Origin of the sequence: Maribacter aquimaris (assembly GCF_014596745.1) — a bacterium.
Classification (GTDB): Bacteria; Bacteroidota; Bacteroidia; order Flavobacteriales; family Flavobacteriaceae; genus Maribacter_A; species Maribacter_A aquimaris.
Window position 1 is genome coordinate 128490 of the sequence record NZ_JABTCF010000014.1, and the last position, 16773, is coordinate 145262.

A 16773-nucleotide genomic window follows, 5' to 3' on the forward strand; every position below is an offset into this window, starting at 1 on the left:
AACTAAATCTAGCATATCCCACGGATTGGACAAGGAAACATCTTAGATTATTCTTTTGTCATAACCCATGGTTTACCAAGGCTATGGGTTTGATGTTGTTCACGGCACTTTAAGAAAGTTCATTCCTATTTCAGTGAAAGGTATAGGTGCTATTTAAAACGGAATCAAAGACACCCCTCTGGGGCTATTGTAAGATACCTTTGTACTTGTTTTCATTGGACAATAATTCCTTGGCAGCCAGTATGGCCTCGTCATGGGTTAGATAGTAGGTAAACAACCCCTCTCTATAAAAATACCTTTTAATGATTTCGTCCTCCAATTTTTTCTTGATCTCTTTTTGGTACTTATCCAAGGCTATGATTTTGCTCTTTTCAATCTCATTCAACAAGGATGTATAGTTTTCTTGAACGGCATCACCCAAAATATCATCATTTTCGACGGTCATAGCTTCTTTGAGGGCCTTTTCGGTTTTGGTTTCGTAGGAGAAATCACTTTGGGCCACAAAGGTTTTGAAGGCATTGAAATCCGCGTCTGAAAAAGTAAAATCACCCAAACGCTCAAGGGAATTCGAATAATGGTAATTTGTGGCATAATCGAAAATCACGTTATTTTCGTCCAAGGCCTTCAATAAGGAATTCGTATTGAGTTCATCAATCCGGATATCGGGCAATACACCACCACCATCTTGTACCTTACGGCCGTTTCTTGTTTTAAATTCGTTGAAGTGTGTTTGTCGAACGGCATGGCCATTTTCATCCCTATTCCAATAATCCAAAGATTGTATACACCTTCCCGAAGAGGTGTAGTAGCGGCTTATAGTCACTTTCAATTGGGTGCCATAGGTGAGTTTTAGAGGCCTTTGTACGAGTCCTTTTCCAAAACTCCTTGCCCCCATAATTACTGCACGATCTAAATCCTGAAGGCTTCCAGACACGATTTCACTAGCCGAGGCACTATTACCGTTGACCAGGACTACCAAGGGTATTTCAGTGTCTACCGGTTTGTTTTTGGTCCTGTATTCCGAGTTGAACTTTTTCACCTTCGATTTTGTAGTGACTATTAATTCCCCTTTGGGTATGAATAGATTGGTTACATTGATGGCCTCGGATAATAGGCCCCCTGGATTTCCACGTAGATCCAAAATGATTTTTTCAGCCCCTTTTCCTTTTAGGTCAAGGAGTGCCTCCTTGGTTTGTGAGGAGGCTTTGGCATTGAATTTTGCTAGAACGATAAACCCTGTTTTGTCGTCAACCATATCATAGTAAGGCACGGCATCGACTTCAATGGCCTCACGTTTTATTGAGGTGGTGTTGATCTTACCCTGTCTTTTATAAGTGATGGCCACTTCAGAATTATTGGCCCCTTTAAGAAGTTCGCTGGCGTTGTCATCAAAATCCGCAACATTGATATTTCCAATCTTAACGATTTCATCCCCGGCCTTTAGTCCGGCCTTGTCCGCAGGGTAATCCTTGTAGGGTTCAATGACCAATAGGCGATCCTTATAGGAACGCACCAATGCCCCGATACCGGAGTATTCACCGGCATTGTTGATTTTGTAGGCCTCTACATCCTGTTCATTCAAGAATTTGGTATAGGGATCCAATTCGTTCAACATATTCTTGATGGCGGTGTCCATCAATTCAGCTGGATTGGTTTCATCCACATAGTTCATGTTCAACTCCTTGAATAGGGTAGTGAATATCTCTATCTGTTTTGCTATTTCGAAAAAATCGCTTTTGAAACCACTACCAATGAGTAAAAAAGTAATCGCCAATACAGGGATCAGCACCTTTTTTTTAATCAACTTTTGCATTATCGATTTTTTTTAGAAATTTTTGAAGTATTGTTTGCATGCCCTTTTCAATCACAGGATAACTAGGCATTTCCTTCCCAAGGTATAAAATTAGAAACGCAAAGTTCCCCTCACTATTGTTAAAAACAAGTTGTTTGTTAAGACGGTACGATTCACGTAATAACCTTTTTATGCGGTTTCTCTTGACTGCACTCTTAAATTTTTTCTTAGGAACAGCCACCCCGGTTTTAATCCGGACATCCATAGGGGAATCCAATTCCAAATAAAGCAATTTCAAAGGATAGCCGTTGAGTTGTTTCCCTTCTTTAAAAAGTCGTTCGATCAACTTCTTATTCTTTAATTTTTCTTTTTTCGGAAATGAAAAGTTATGTTTTTCTACGTTGTTTGTTTTAATGATGTTATGCCTAAATAGGGAAATCCCCAATTTATATATTCGCTATGGCATATTTTATGCCCTACTGCAAAAGTAAAGAAAAAACACTGTATTCGTTTTTATGACAATTGTCATTTGCCTTCAGCATAAAAAGGTTCTATCTTGTATGGAATAATACCTATTTTAGAATAACTTGCAGACTTTAATACAATATAATGGGAGAATTGAATGTTGAGAAATTAATTGGCAATCCTAACAAGGGATTGTACTTGAAACAGCTAATGGCTGATATAAAGGCTTTGGAGTTGATGCTCGAGAACGACATGTTCGAGAAAGATATTTCCAGAGTAGGAATCGAACAGGAATTTTGTTTGGTCAACGAGGAGTGGGAGCCTGCCAAGAATGCCGATAAAATACTGGAAAAGTTGAATAAGAAGTATTTTACTTCTGAGTTGGCCTTATATAATCTGGAGATTAATCTGGAACCCGTAGAGTTTAAGGGGGAATGTTTTTCAGAATTACATAGCAAATTGAATGAGCTCCTCGATCAGGTACAGGAGGTTGCCCATGAAAACAACACTAAAATGGTACTTACGGGTATATTGCCCACCATTAGGACGAAGCATCTGAAATTATCCTATATGACTCCTTTAAAACGATACCAAGTTTTGAATGAAGCCATTACCGAGATTAGGAAAAACGATATTGAACTGCATATCAAAGGTGTTGATGAGCTGAATCTTAAACACGATTCGATACTTTATGAAGGCTGTAATACCAGTTTTCAGACCCATTTGCAGATAGATCCCAATAATTTTGCCGATACGTACAATTGGGCGCAGGCCATCGCCGGTCCAGTTTTATCCATTTGTACCAATTCGCCATTATTGATGGGTCGTGAGTTATGGGAAGAATCCCGAATTGCACTTTTTGCACAAAGTGTGGATACCAGGGCCAGTACTTTTGTAATGAACGAAAGGGAATCAAGGGTAGGTTTTGGAAACGAATGGGCACAGGGATCGGTAGTCGATTTTTTCAAGGATTCCGTGATTCGCTTTAGAAGTATTCTTACTTCCGATTTTGAGAACGATAGCATTACCGAGCTCGAGCAAGGGAATATTCCAAAATTAAAGGCATTGAAACTGCACAACGGAACAGTGTATAAATGGAATAGGTTATGTTACGGCACTACCAATGGCAAACCCCATATGCGTTTGGAAAACAGATATTTACCCTCAGGACCTTCTACGGCCGACGAAATGGCGAATATGATGTTCTGGGTCGGACTAATGAAAGGTAGACCAAAGGAGTTTGATAATGTTCATACCATAATGGACTTTAAGGATGTTAAAAGTAACTTCTTCAATGCCGCTAGGTACGGAATGGCCGCCCAATTTTACTGGAACAATTCATTAATATCCAGCCATGATCTTATTTTAGATCATCTGTTACCAATGGCCTATAGGGGATTGTACAGTATGAAGGTTGCCCCTAAGGATGCCGAGCACTACTTAAAGATCATCAAACATCGGGTGCAATCTACCAATGGATCGCGTTGGATGGTTGAAGGATTCAGAAAACTTAAGAAAGATTATAAAACCACCGATGCCTTAAAAATATTGACTGCGACCATTTATGAAAGGCAGCAAAAAGGGTATACCATCGATGCTTGGCAATTACCAAGAGGGGATGAGTTCAAGATTCCCAAAGAAAACAGGAAAGTGGGTGAACGTATGAACGTTAGAACCATTACGGCCCAGGAGAATGACAGTTTGGAACTTGTATTGCGTATGATGCAATGGAAAGACATCCATCATGTACCGATTCTGGATAATCACATGGATCTTATCGGACTACTTACTTGGACCGATGTTGGCAAGTATTTGGACAGCCCTGAAAATCACGGTGAGAATATTAAGAATATCATGAAACGTGATTTGGTAACGGCAACTCCCGCCACCCCTTTGGAAGAGGCCAAGAGCCTTATGCAGACCCATAAGATCAATTGTCTGCCGGTAGTACGGGGGAAGAAACTTGTTGGTATTATCACCTCCAAAGATTTTTGACCTATGATCGATACCTGGAGCCCCGAAGCAGAGATAAAGACCAAACGTCTTATAGGTCATATCCGGGGAGAACACCCAGGACCGACCTTGGTTTTTTTCGCGGGAATCCACGGGAATGAAAAGGCTGGTGTAACTGCCCTTGAAAAGGTTCTCAATGAACTCGGAAAGGGGTCATTTACATACCATGGAAGCATTTATGCGCTAAAAGGTAATTTACCAGCCTTGGAAGAAGGTAAAAGATATCTGGATAAGGATTTAAATCGTATTTGGACGAAGCCCGAAATCGAAAGCATCAAAGAGCGGGATAATAGAGATCTTCTGAATGAGGAGAAAGAATTACTGGAACTCCATACGTTGGTTCATGGTATTTTGGAGCATGAAAAGGGACCTTTTTATTTTATTGATTACCACACTACGTCCAGTAAAACCCTGCCCTTTATTACCATTAATGATGCGTTGATCAATCGAAGGTTTTCAAAACTTTTCCCGGTTCCCATTGTTTTGGGCATTGAGGAGTATTTAGACGGGCCCCTATTGAGTTATATCAATGAAAAAGGGTATGTTTCCTTAGGGTTCGAGTCTGGTCAGCACACCGAGGAAATGGCCATAAAAAATAGCATTGCCTTTACTTGGTTGGCTATGGTTTATAGTGGTTTTTTGAAAAAAGATGAAGTCAATGGGTTTAAAGGCCACTATGAACAACTTCAAAAATCCGCAGATAACAACTCCAGTTTTTACGAAATCATTTATCGGCATCATATTGATGATAATGAGGATTTCAAGATGATGGAAGGTTTCCATAGTTTCGAGGAAATTATTGAAGGAACTCCCTTGGCCATGGAAAAAGAAGAGTTTATCAAAGCTGAAAAAGATACCATAATCTTTATGCCGTTGTACCAACAAAAAGGGAATGATGGTTTTTTCCTGATTCGAAAATTACCCACTTGGGTGCTTAAACTATCGGCCTTTTTTAGAAGAACCAAGATCGGCAACCTATTGCATTACCTTCCGGGACTTTCTTGGGCCAATAAGGAAAAGGAATCGTTATTGGTCAATACGAAGGTGGCCCAATTTTCGACAAGGCCGTTTTTTCACCTTTTAGGCTATAGGAACCGCATGTTGGACGACACCCATATTGTGATGAATAATAGGGAGTTCAACGCTAAAACCGAGATGTACGGAAACACTTGGTGGTATAGGATCACAACCCGGAAAACCAGGTGAATCCCGTAATTAGCCTTTTATTTATTCTTGGGCTTGCCAGAGATTGTTATCCAGATCAACATCGGCCATAAGTTGTGATGGATCGATCAAAATTGCCGTTATATCATCCAAAGGCTTGTCAATGGTGAATCCATAGGTTGAATAAGCCCATGGCCAATCATCCAAGACAGTACGTTTGATATCTGGGTACGGATTTGCCTTTTCTCCCCGCATCATACGCAGTGGTGCATACAAGGTCTCCTGAGTGCCGTCGGCATATACTACAAGAATATCCACCGGCATAGGCATTAATCCGATCCTCTCCAAGGTAACCTTGGTTTTGACGCCATCGGCAACCACTTCCTTTATACTGTAATCTATGGTATTGGTCGTCTGCGTCCAATCTACCAAATACCAGTCCAACTCCATTCCGGAAACCTTTTCCGCCGTTCTTTTAATATCGTTGGGTACCGGATGCTTGAATTTAAAATCGTTAAAGTACTTTCTAAGGGTCTCCATTAACTTATCCTGACCGATGATATAACCCAATTGGGCAAGGAAAATCGCTCCTTTACTATAGGCCGAAATCCCATAGGCAAAGTTGTTGTCATAGCGATCTGCATAGGTTGTTTGGGGTTGTTCTTTACCTGATAGGGCTAATCTACGATAACCATTATACGCGTTATCAAAAGGGTTCTCCTTGTTTTGCGCCATAATCTGATTCATACAAAGGGTAGAGATGAATGTAGTGAAACCCTCATCCATCCACTCGTGTTTGGCCTCGTTGGTTGCCAACACCTGTTGAAACCAGGAATGGGCCATTTCGTGGGTCATCACCCCAACCAAACTACCGAATTTTCGTCCTCCGGTAATGAGTGTACCCATGGCATATTCCATACCCCCATCACCACCATGTACCACAGAATACTGTTCGTAGGGGTATTTGCCGATATTCTTACTGAAGAACTCCATGGCTTCAGCTGTTTTGGGTTGCAATTTCTTCCAGTTATCAACAATTTCCGGGTCGTTTTTATAAAGGAAATGAAGCACGGGGCCATCTTCCATTTTTAAGGTATCATGTATATAGTCAGGATCTGCGGCCCACATAAAATCATGTACCATGGGGGCTTTAAAATGCCAGGTAAGTGTTTTTCCCTTTGTCTTTTTCACTTTGGTACCCGGGGTTTCGTACCCATGTCCTATTTCCTGTGGATTCTGTAAATATCCCGTACCACCGACCACATAATCCTTATCGAGCGTCAGTTTTACATCAAAATCGCCCCAAACCCCATGAAATTCACGGGCGATATAGGGGTCGGCATGCCACCCTTCAAAATCATATTCAGCCAATTTGGGATACCATTGGCTCATAGAGAGCGCTACGCCTTCGGCATTGTTACGGCCTGAACGACGGATTTGGACAGGTACCTGACCCTTGAAATCCAATTCAAAGGTGGTTTTACCCCCAGACGGAATAGGCTTGGCCAATTCAACGACCAGAACAGTACCCTCTTCCTTAAACGTAACATTTTCACCGTCCTGTGTAAGGGAGGATACATGTAAAAATCCTATCTCATCAGGTTTTAAATCAGCAATCCTACTTTTCCCATCCTTCATCATTCTTCCATCGGGATCCTCGATATTCTGTAGACGCATGTCCATTTCGCTGCCGGGTTGAAAGGCATTGAAATATAAATGATAGTATACACGGGACAGTTCATCAGGTGAATTGTTCGTGTAGATCAATTTTTGTGTCCCGTTATATTGGTAATTCTTTACATTCATATCAACTTCCATAGTATAGTCGACATGTTGTTGCCAATATGAATTCGAGTTTTGTGCTTGCACAAAAAGGCTAAAGGTCAATAGGGCTAAAAGGAATACTGTTTTTTTTGACTGCATAAATTTTTTAGGATTTATCTCTATTTATTTTTGGACATTGCTTTAGCCATGATCAATGCGTTGTAGGCATTTACGATTTTACCCGATGTACAAATTTTATCCATCGTACTACTTTTGGAGGAATTCCCTCCCAAAATCACTGGGGTCTTGATGCTAAGTCCTGATTCAAGAATGATTTTCTTAATTTGGGAAGCACTAAGGTTTGGATATTGTGACCATACCAAAGCGGCAACACCTGCCACGGCTGGTGAAGCCATTGATGTACCGGGCATAAACTCATATTCATTATGGGGTATGGTTGAATAAATATCAGTTCCCGGAGCAAAGATATCTACGTTCACTTTCCCATAATTGGAATAAGAGGCTACCATTTCAGAACCATATTCTGGGTCTAGGGCTCCCACTGTAATTACATTATCAGCAATTTCCGGGCCATTGTTGATTTGGTCGTTGGGGAAATTAGGGTTGTTGGGATCATCCAAATCAACACCATCATTACCGGCTGCATGAACGATTAATACGTCTTTTGAAGCAGCATATTTAATAGCATCGTAAACCCAATCCGCATTAGGGGAAAATGATTTACCAAAACTACAATTAATGATTTTTGCACCATTATCAACAGCATAGCGTATACCCAAGGCAATATCCTTGTCATATTCATCACCATTCGGTACGGCGCGAATGCTCATTATTTCCGCATTATTGGCTACTCCCTTGGCACCAATACCGTTGTTTCTTTCCGCTGCGATAATACCGGCAACGTGGGAACCATGGCTTTCGTCTTTAACCCTGTTCTGTGGGTTGCCGTTGCCATAGTTCGTATCCATAAGGTCATAAGGGTCATCACCGACCACTTTCCTGCCATCGAAATCAACATTAAGGTTATAATTTAATTGTTCGGAAAAATGTTTTATGCCACCTTCCAATTCCTTCATTAATTCAGGAATGGTATCGGCATAAGTGAACATTTGGGTGAGTATAGCAACATTTCTTTGCATGGTCTCGGTCTCATCCTTAATACCGGAAAGGTCTTCCTTGGTATATTCCGATTTCCCCAAATGTTCTTTTACGGCTTCATCGGCATTTTTTACCGTTTGTAAAATCTGCTCGTATTGTTGTTTGTTTGCAAGGGCTTCTGGGTATTCCTTGTCCAGTTTTGCCTGTGCCTTGGCTTGTAAATCGGCATCCCCGAGTTTTAATCGAAGGATCCTTACGTATTCCAATTGCTCGTCATAAGACTCACCCAAGAGGTTATACCCATGAATATCATCTATGTAACCATTGTTGTCATCATCGATGTTATTACCTGGTATTTCTTTCTTGTTGGTCCATAAAACATCATCCAGGTCCTCATGTGTAAGGTCCATACCGGAATCAAGGACAGCAACAATGACCTTGGTGCCTTTTTTGTTACCAATAATTTCGCGATAGGCTTTGTCGACACTCATCCCGGGAATGGTATCGGTAAGTAAATCGGCATGACTCCAGGACTTTTTCTGACTTTCGGTCATATCCGCGATCTTAAGCGGCATGGAATCAATATTTTCAACAGGGGTTGAAATTATAGCGGTTGCCCCGCAACCCATTAATAAGCTGGCTATGAAATATCCTAATATGGGTCTATAAAGTTTATGTGTCATGAATGGAATATTAAATTAATTTCTATGATTAGTGTATGTAGTGAAGTATGGGGGTTTTTAAAATTCTGATAAACGTGGATAATTAGGTGTTAATTGAACAAATCATCGAAGGTGTATATTTTGTCTAATCGTGCCCCTTTGGCTGTGTCTTTTAGGGTACAGATTTGATGGTGGGCATCATGCTCCAAAAAGAGGTAGTAGTCATTTGACAGGGCCTTATCCATAAACACTTGTTTTTCGTCCAAACTCAATAATGGCCGTGTGTCATATCCCATTACATAAGGTACGGGAATGTGACCTGTAGTGGGCAGTAAGTCAGCCGCAAAGACCAAGGTTTTTCCTTTGTATTTAATGTGGGGCAGCATTTGTTTATCGGTATGTCCGTCGACAAATAGTATGCCAAAGCCCAATTCTGATTTTTCGATATAGGTACGGTCGTTCCTGGCAATGAACTTAAGTTGTCCGCTTTCTTCCATGGGGAGTAGATTTTCCTTAAAAAAAGATGCTTTTTCACGAACGTTCGGTTCTATGGCCCATTGCCAATGTTCTTCATTGGTCCAAAAATGGGCATTTTTAAAGGCTGGTTCATATCCCGTTCGGTCCTTGTTCCATTGAATGCTTCCGCCACAATGGTCAAAATGAAGATGGGTCATAAACACATCGGTGATATCGTCACGGTGAAAGCCATATTTCGCGAGGGATTTATCCAAGGAGTGGTCGCCCCATTGATAGTAATAGCCGAAAAATTTCTCTGACTGCTTGTTTCCCATACCTGTATCAATGAGAATCAATTTGTCGCCATCCTCGATCAGGAGGCTTCGAGCGGCCATATCTATCATGTTATTACTATCGGCAGGGTTGGTATTGTTCCAAATGGTTTTAGGAACAACCCCGAACATGGCACCGCCATCTAACTTAAAATTACCGGTTTCAATAGGATATAATGTCATTGCGCTCTAATGAAAAAAAGTGCAAATTAATAAAAGTGTGGAGTTTATCTGTTGTGGTTCCTATTTTATTAGGTGTTTTTAACAAAAATATAGCTGTTTTGATGGTTTTGGACCAAAGCATTAAACTGTTGACCAAAATAGAGCAAGGCCTTTATTTCCTGTACACTCAATAGTCTTTCTTTTTTTAGGATAAGTAGGGATGACCCGTTGGATTCTATATGGTAATAAGGGTGGCTTTCCAGAAAAAGGATCAAGTCATCGGAGAACAAAGACAAGATGGCCTCTGGGTCTTCACCACTAAGAAAAAATCGTTTGTTAAAGTCCGGATGATTATCAATCTCAATATCCTTAAATCCGGCGAGACTATATTTAAAATCCAACAGGCCTTCCTTATCCAATGTAAAAACGGGGATATCAAAATCCAGCAGTATGTGCATCACCGTTGTTTTAACGGCTTCCCTAGCGATAAAGGTACCTTCGGTAAATTCGACATCACACAGCCTATATCCTTTATCCTCATTTGATAAGGTATTGTAGGTGTAGGGTATGTCCCTATTCCTAAAGAACACAAAATTGCTTAAAAAACCAGTACGGGTATTTCTTTGTGCCGCATAGGACAATTTGAAATTTTGGGCTGTTGACTTGAGCAGTTTTTGTCTTTTCGTAAAATAACGTTCTATGGGCATAAGCTTATCGAACGGAAGGACCTTACGGATCGCAAAGGGGTGGTGCGAATCGGTTATGTGTTTGTCCAAGCCGATGATTTCAATATTGCCTCCTTTCTTGGCAAAGGTTTCGGTGTAATTCCCCAACCCTTCCAAAGCCGTATGGTCGACGAAGTTACAAAGTGAAAAATCGAGAATGACATCCTGGTCTTCCGGAACCATATCGAGTTTGGCCTTGAGCTTGTAAAAATTGACAAAAGTGCAAAAGTATTTGACACTCACATAAAAGTTGCCCTCATCCTTTTCCTTGTATAAAAGGATATTGGGTTTCAGTAAATTCGACAGGAAAAAAGCAATGTCCTTGTTGATTACGGCGTGAATGACAAATGTTACTACAATGCCTGCGAATATTCCCGTAATCAGATTGGTGAATAAGGTGGTCAGTAGGGTAACAAAGAAAATAATGATTTGTTCCCTCCCGATTTTAGCGATTTTGGTAATGGTCTTGGGCGTGGCAAGTTTGTAGCCTGTATAGACCAGTATCGCAGCTAATGCCGCTAATGGGATTTTACGCAATTGATCTTGGAAGAGCAAAACGAAAACAATCAAAAATAGGGCGTGAAAAAAATTGGAAGACCTATTCGTGGCTCCGTTATTCACATTGACCGAACTCCTTGCGATCACCGTAACCACATTCAGCCCCCCTAAAAATCCGCTCAAGGTTGTAGCGACACCTAAGGCTTTTAAATCCTTGTTTACGTTGGATCTTCTGCTTTGGGGGTCCAATTTATCAACGGCCTTTATGCTCAACAACGATTCAATACTTGCAATCAATGTAATGGCGACCACGGCTTCAATAAAATCGAATTGAAAGGCTTTGGAAAAATCAGGGAAAGCGAGGTTAGACATCACATTATCGGGAATGTTGATCAAATAGGATTCATCCAACGGATAAGGGATGTTCAAAGCGGCCAAAAGATAACTTAGACCCACCGTCAAAATAAGAATCCACATGGGGGCCGGTATCAATTGAAAATATTCATTCCTGATCTTGGAGTATAAGATCATAATCAAAAGACTCACAAAACCTATTCCCGCAGCAACGACGGCGGGTAGGTCAAAGTTTTGGAAAAGTTCGAAAATTCCGTTGGGGATTTGGGCCAACAGGCTTATGATGCTTCCATGTTCATTATTATGGCCGATCATAATATGGAATTGCTTCGCAAAAATTCCCAGACCAATGGCAGCCAACATGCCTTCAATGGCCGATGCCGGAAAAAAATCGGCCATACGACCCATTTTTATGAATCCCAAGAGTACCATTAGAACTCCGGAGATTACTATGGCGGCCAAGGTATACAGATATCCCTGGTGCATGTCTCCTGCCCCTAGGGTGGTTATGGCCCCCAGAAGCACGATGACTAGGCCATTTCCGGGTCCGGTGATGGTAATATTGGCCCCTCCTATGATGGCGGTTACCACACCACCAACGATCGCCGCTATGATTCCCGATATGGGTGGCGCCTCACTCGCCAAAGCCAAGCCAAGGCCTAAAGGCAATGCAATTAATGACACCACAAAACCCGCAAAGATATTTTTGGGTAGTGCCGTGATGAAATTCTTGGTTTGGTTGGTTTTTGCAGGCACTGTTTATCTTCTTATGATTAAAAGGTCAGTTGGTAGGTCTGAAAGGATATGTTCCAGATCATGTTTAAAAATACGGTCGAGCAATCCAATTTTGGTGGGTGCGTTCATGACCAAAAGATCGGCCCTTACGACTTCTGCGTAATGCCCGATGGAATAGCCTCGTTTACCAAATATACTTTGGGTCTTTACTTTGACCGTATTGGTCAAGGAGGCAGGAAGGTCGGCCAATATTTTGCGTATGCGGAAATCTTCACGGTGCTTAAGCCGTTCCTTGACCAAATTCGCCTTTTTCAAGGAGCGGTCATCTTTTACCGTTACATGTATTTCACTTTGTTTTATCTCTTCGACAATGGTCAATTGTTGGGCATCCAATGCGTTGGCCACGTAAAAGGCATCGGTAATCGCCAAAGGGGTATCCGGTGCATTTAAACCATTGACCACAACATGCTTACAGGCTACTCGAACGGTAGATGGTTTAATGAGCAATAGCACGGAACAACAGACTTTCCTTGTTAGTTTCCGCGCAATGGAACCCACATAAAATTGAAACATATTTTCGTGCTGTAAAGCCCCGAGGATCAATAGGTCTATGTGTTGGTTTTTGCAGGTATGCAAGATAACATCATAAGGTTTACCCTCTTGCCATTTTATATCGATAGGGAGTTCCCTATGTTGGATTTCAGTGATTATCCCATTGATTGTTTTTTGCTTTTCAACAGTTTTTTCACCCACATGCAACAAGATCAACTTAGCATTGAAGTAATGGGCAATACGGGCTGTTTCCAAAACATTCGCCTTTAAGGAAGGCGAAAAGGCAAAGCCAAATAGAATGGTTTTGAACGGATGTATTTTGGGTGGCATCTAAATTGTTTGGGTAGTCCAAGATACTACATTATTATTAAGCAAATTGCTGTAGCTATATATTGTACATTAAGCAATAAAAAGGTATTTTTCGTTAAAATTTGATGAATGATTGAATTAGCAGGAATCGTAATACTTGGAATTATTGCGCAATGGGTGGCATGGCGTTTAAAATTACCGGCCATTTTACCACTTATCTTAATCGGTTTGTTGGTTGGACCCATCGCTACTTTGTTCACTGAGGATGGAAGCAAGTTAATAGAGCCTATTTGGAACGGCCAAAAAGGTCTTTTCCCTGGGGAAGGCTTATACTATTTCGTCTCCTTGGCCATTAGTATTATCCTATTTGAGGGGGGCTTAACCTTAAAGCGGTCTGAGATAATCAATGTGGGGCCGGTCATCACGAAATTGATTACGGTAGGTTCCGTGGTTACATTTTTTGGTGCAGGTTTGGCCGCTCATTATGTTTTCGGGTTAACCTGGCAAATATCATTTTTATTCTCTTCCCTGATTATCGTAACAGGTCCTACGGTAATCACTCCGATTTTGAGGAACATTCCCTTAAAGAAGGATGTTTCCGCGGTTTTGAAGTGGGAAGGCATCTTAATCGATCCCATTGGCGCCTTGGTCGCGGTATTGGTATTTGAATTTATAAGTGTCGGTGAAGAACAAGCCTATACCCTGACCGCTTTGATCGAGTTTGGTAAGATCCTCCTTTTCGGATTTACCTTTGGATTTACCTTTGCGCATGCCTTGGCTTTTGCGATCAAGAAAAACCTTATACCGCACTACTTACTCAATGTGGTCTCTTTATCGGTGGTCTTATTGGTTTTTGTGGAATCGGATATTTTTGCGCATGAATCCGGATTATTGGCTGTAGTTGTCATGGGTATGGTCTTAGGTAATATGGATTTGCCCAATATTAAAGAGCTATTGTATTTTAAGGAGTCGCTGAGTGTATTGTTGATTTCCATCCTTTTTATTTTATTGGCCGCCAACATCAACATGTCCGATCTCGAATTGATCTATAACTGGAATACCGTTATCCTTTTTGCGATAGTCGTCTTTGTGATTAGGCCTTTGGGAGTATTTCTTAGTGCTTCGGGATCCAATTTGAAACCCAAGGAAAAGTTATTCATCGGATGGGTGGGTCCAAGGGGAATCGTAGCAGCAGGTATTGCTTCACTTTTTGGTTCCAAATTGATGTTGAGGGGAGAGGTCGATGCCGAATATATAACGCCATTGGTTTTTATGATCGTACTGGGTACGGTCTTACTCAATGCCACCACAGCGCGAATTTTCGCAAAGGTGGTTGGGGTCTTCTTGACAAAATCGGAGGGTATCGTCATTATTGGGGCCTCCAAGGTATCGCGATTGATTGGGCATTATCTAAAAATGAACAACAGGCATGTGGTCCTTATCGACAATAATGAATCGAATATCAATAAGGCAAAAAAAATAGGATTGGAGGCTTTTACGGCCAATATCTACTCTGATTCGCTTACCGATAACATCGAATTGAATGATGTTGGTTATTTGATGGCCCTAACGGGAAACTCGGATATCAACAAATTTGCCATTAAGAAATTCGAAAAACAATTTGGGGAAAACGGCTCGTTCCGTTTGGTCGATGCCGATGAGATGATCGATTCCGAGAACAATCCCAAGGAAGGCTTGTTTTCCAATACCGATGATTTTATCAAATTAATAGAGGCGGCCAGGAAATATCCTGCCATTCATGAAATAACCTTGAACGGGCAGGAACATTATCAGGATTTGATTGCGATTACCAACAAAGATGATGATATTATTCCGATCTTCTTGAAAACCCCTGATGGGGAACTAAAGATCATTTCTTCCCACAGTGACCAGTTTAAGGACGTAAAAAAAGGTTATCAGTTGGTTTATCTTGGAAAAATGTTCGATATCGATGAGACTGAGAATGCATTGAAAGCCGAAATTTCAACGAAGTGATGGTTTCTTGATCACTAATACCCAAGGGTTGTCGTCCGGGGCCTTGAAATTCCCATGTGTCACTTTCCCCATTTGTTTTGGAAGCCCGTTTTTTGGGTTTATCCAGGTATAATCCAAGTTTTTTGGCAAGTCCATGATGGTAAGTTCCCCACCATTTCCTAAATAGGAAATATACAATTCACCTTCCTTGGCCAATAAAGGTTTTCCATCGGCAAGGTCCCATCTTTTTTCTATATCTGTAATATCCAGATGCTTGGTGATTTCGCCTACAAGGCCAACATAGGTGGCCCCTTCCAACTGTAGCGCCCCTTCCCAAGAAAGAGGTTGGTCTGTCCAGGCATCCCACCCTTTTTCATCTGGTGTTATCTTCCATTGCCATAGGCATGCTGCACCGTAAACCACACCCATAGTGCCACCGTGCATCAACTGCATCCATGCTTCTTCACCCTGCCACCAACCGAGTCCATTTTGACCATTACCCATGCCTTCATAGGTAGGCTCCCCATTGGCGACCGCCTTTGTGGGTTGGTTTTCATACATACGCTCTACTTTGTGGTAAAGATGCTTGCTTTCATGTCCGGTTTGCGCCCATTGGAAATCCAACCATACCTCATCCTGATAGGTTTTGTTATAATGCATGCAATGCTTCTGTGGATCGTCGCCCTTGGCCCATGTGGCCACATAATCATCACAGGGGTTATAATGTATGCCAACGGGTTGTTGATAGCAATCCCATTTTTGGAGCATTTCCCCACTCTCCTTAACTCCGGGGTCCTTTCCGTTATGGTCTCCGGCGATTAACCATAGGGCGGGCATACTTCCATATCGGGCTAGGAGGTATTTGGAGTAGCGCACATATTCCTGGGGATCGATATTAGTTCCCAGTACTTGTAATCCTTTCCATCCAAATCCGTGAAAAACAGGTTGATATACAGGGACTATTCCATGGTCGATGAGAATTTGAACCAAGGAGTCAAAGTACTGAAAGTAAGCAATGTCCATTGTATTGATGTGTCCATCGGACAGATCTTTAAAAGCCCTTTTAAAACCCATGACCGTATTGCGTTCATTAGGCCCATCAGCGTTCATGTCGGGTTGAAGGGTCATCATTAACGCGGTATTGAAGCCTTTTTGCTGTCGGTCTTGGGCATATGCGGTTACTTGTTGTTTGGTAGCCCTAAAGGGTATGGCCCAAGGCGTATCGGCAACCATTAAAAAGGCCTTGCCCGAATGGTGCATGATATTTCTATGGCCCGGACTTATTTTCAACAACCCTTCACGCAGTAAATCGTTATTTCCTGAATATGGGATAGATTTGAATCGACCCGATTGGCCATGCAATCCTGAATCTTCCTTTTCGGAGGCATAGGACCTCCATGCCCACATTTGATTGTCATCGGTTGGGGCAAAACGAATTTTCCAGGTATTGTTACCATCCCAAAAGGCAGGTCTTACCAGGGAATCCCCTTTTTGGTTGGTAAAAGTGGCCCATACCTCAACATCGGTGTACGGATTGCCGTAATCCAATGCGGCGGTTAAGGAAATTTCAAAGGTTGTCCATTGGGATACTTTTTCACGGACTTCCTGGCCGTATGAGAAAATCCCCAGCAATACCAGAACGATTATAGCACTTCTATTTTTCATGGTCTTTACAAAATGAGTATAGAAAGGTACTA

11 protein-coding genes are annotated in these 16773 nt (G+C 41.6%); 3 read left to right on the top strand and 8 right to left on the bottom strand.

From position 1 onward, the window contains the following. Window positions 1-184: 184 nt before the first annotated feature. Together HPE56_RS18225 and rnpA are read right to left on the bottom strand one after the other, a co-directional pair. Window positions 185-1813: a S41 family peptidase gene (locus tag HPE56_RS18225; RefSeq protein ID WP_188245182.1), complete on the bottom strand. Its 1629-nt coding sequence runs from the start codon at window positions 1811-1813 to the stop codon at window positions 185-187. Continuing rightward, window positions 1797-2237, bottom strand: a complete 441-nt coding sequence (rnpA, locus tag HPE56_RS18230) for a ribonuclease P protein component (protein WP_223170366.1) — start codon at window positions 2235-2237, stop codon at window positions 1797-1799. The genes HPE56_RS18225 and rnpA overlap by 17 nt, the downstream gene beginning before the upstream one ends. Window positions 2238-2401: 164 nt before the next feature. Here rnpA and HPE56_RS18235 point away from each other — a divergent pair, with 164 nt between their 5' ends. Both HPE56_RS18235 and HPE56_RS18240 read left to right on the top strand, forming a co-directional pair. Then, complete coding sequence (locus tag HPE56_RS18235; RefSeq protein WP_188245183.1) at window positions 2402-4252, top strand: CBS domain-containing protein; 1851 nt, start codon at window positions 2402-2404, stop codon at window positions 4250-4252. A 3-nt stretch (window positions 4253-4255) separates the two neighbouring features. After that, window positions 4256-5476: a succinylglutamate desuccinylase/aspartoacylase family protein gene (locus HPE56_RS18240; RefSeq protein WP_188245184.1), complete on the top strand. Its 1221-nt coding sequence runs from the start codon at window positions 4256-4258 to the stop codon at window positions 5474-5476. A 21-nt stretch (window positions 5477-5497) separates the two neighbouring features. Here HPE56_RS18240 and HPE56_RS18245 read toward each other — a convergent pair whose 3' ends face one another. The 5 genes from HPE56_RS18245 to HPE56_RS18265 all read right to left on the bottom strand — a co-directional run bounded on the left by HPE56_RS18245 (window position 5498) and on the right by HPE56_RS18265 (window position 13123). Further along, complete coding sequence (locus HPE56_RS18245; protein ID WP_188245185.1) at window positions 5498-7357, bottom strand: M1 family metallopeptidase; 1860 nt, start codon at window positions 7355-7357, stop codon at window positions 5498-5500. A gap of 20 nt (window positions 7358-7377) precedes the next feature. Then, a complete protein-coding gene (locus tag HPE56_RS18250; RefSeq protein ID WP_188245186.1) occupies window positions 7378-9000 on the bottom strand; it encodes a S8 family peptidase in 1623 nt (540 codons plus the stop codon). 89 nt (window positions 9001-9089) lie between these two features. After that, window positions 9090-9950, bottom strand: a complete 861-nt coding sequence (locus HPE56_RS18255) for an MBL fold metallo-hydrolase (protein ID WP_188245187.1) — start codon at window positions 9948-9950, stop codon at window positions 9090-9092. A gap of 68 nt (window positions 9951-10018) precedes the next feature. Beyond that, window positions 10019-12262: a SulP family inorganic anion transporter gene (locus HPE56_RS18260; RefSeq protein ID WP_188245188.1), complete on the bottom strand. Its 2244-nt coding sequence runs from the start codon at window positions 12260-12262 to the stop codon at window positions 10019-10021. A gap of 3 nt (window positions 12263-12265) precedes the next feature. Beyond that, complete coding sequence (locus HPE56_RS18265; protein ID WP_188245189.1) at window positions 12266-13123, bottom strand: universal stress protein; 858 nt, start codon at window positions 13121-13123, stop codon at window positions 12266-12268. Window positions 13124-13231: 108 nt separating this feature from the next. Between HPE56_RS18265 and HPE56_RS18270 the strand changes: the two genes are divergently transcribed. Beyond that, window positions 13232-15097, top strand: a complete 1866-nt coding sequence (locus HPE56_RS18270) for a cation:proton antiporter (protein WP_188245190.1) — start codon at window positions 13232-13234, stop codon at window positions 15095-15097. On the opposite strand, the gene HPE56_RS18275 is transcribed toward HPE56_RS18270, so the two are convergent. Then, complete coding sequence (locus tag HPE56_RS18275) at window positions 15086-16741, bottom strand: apiosidase-like domain-containing protein (RefSeq protein WP_188245191.1); 1656 nt, start codon at window positions 16739-16741, stop codon at window positions 15086-15088. The two genes, HPE56_RS18270 and HPE56_RS18275, sit on opposite strands and share 12 nt — an antisense overlap. Window positions 16742-16773: the final 32 nt, after the last annotated feature.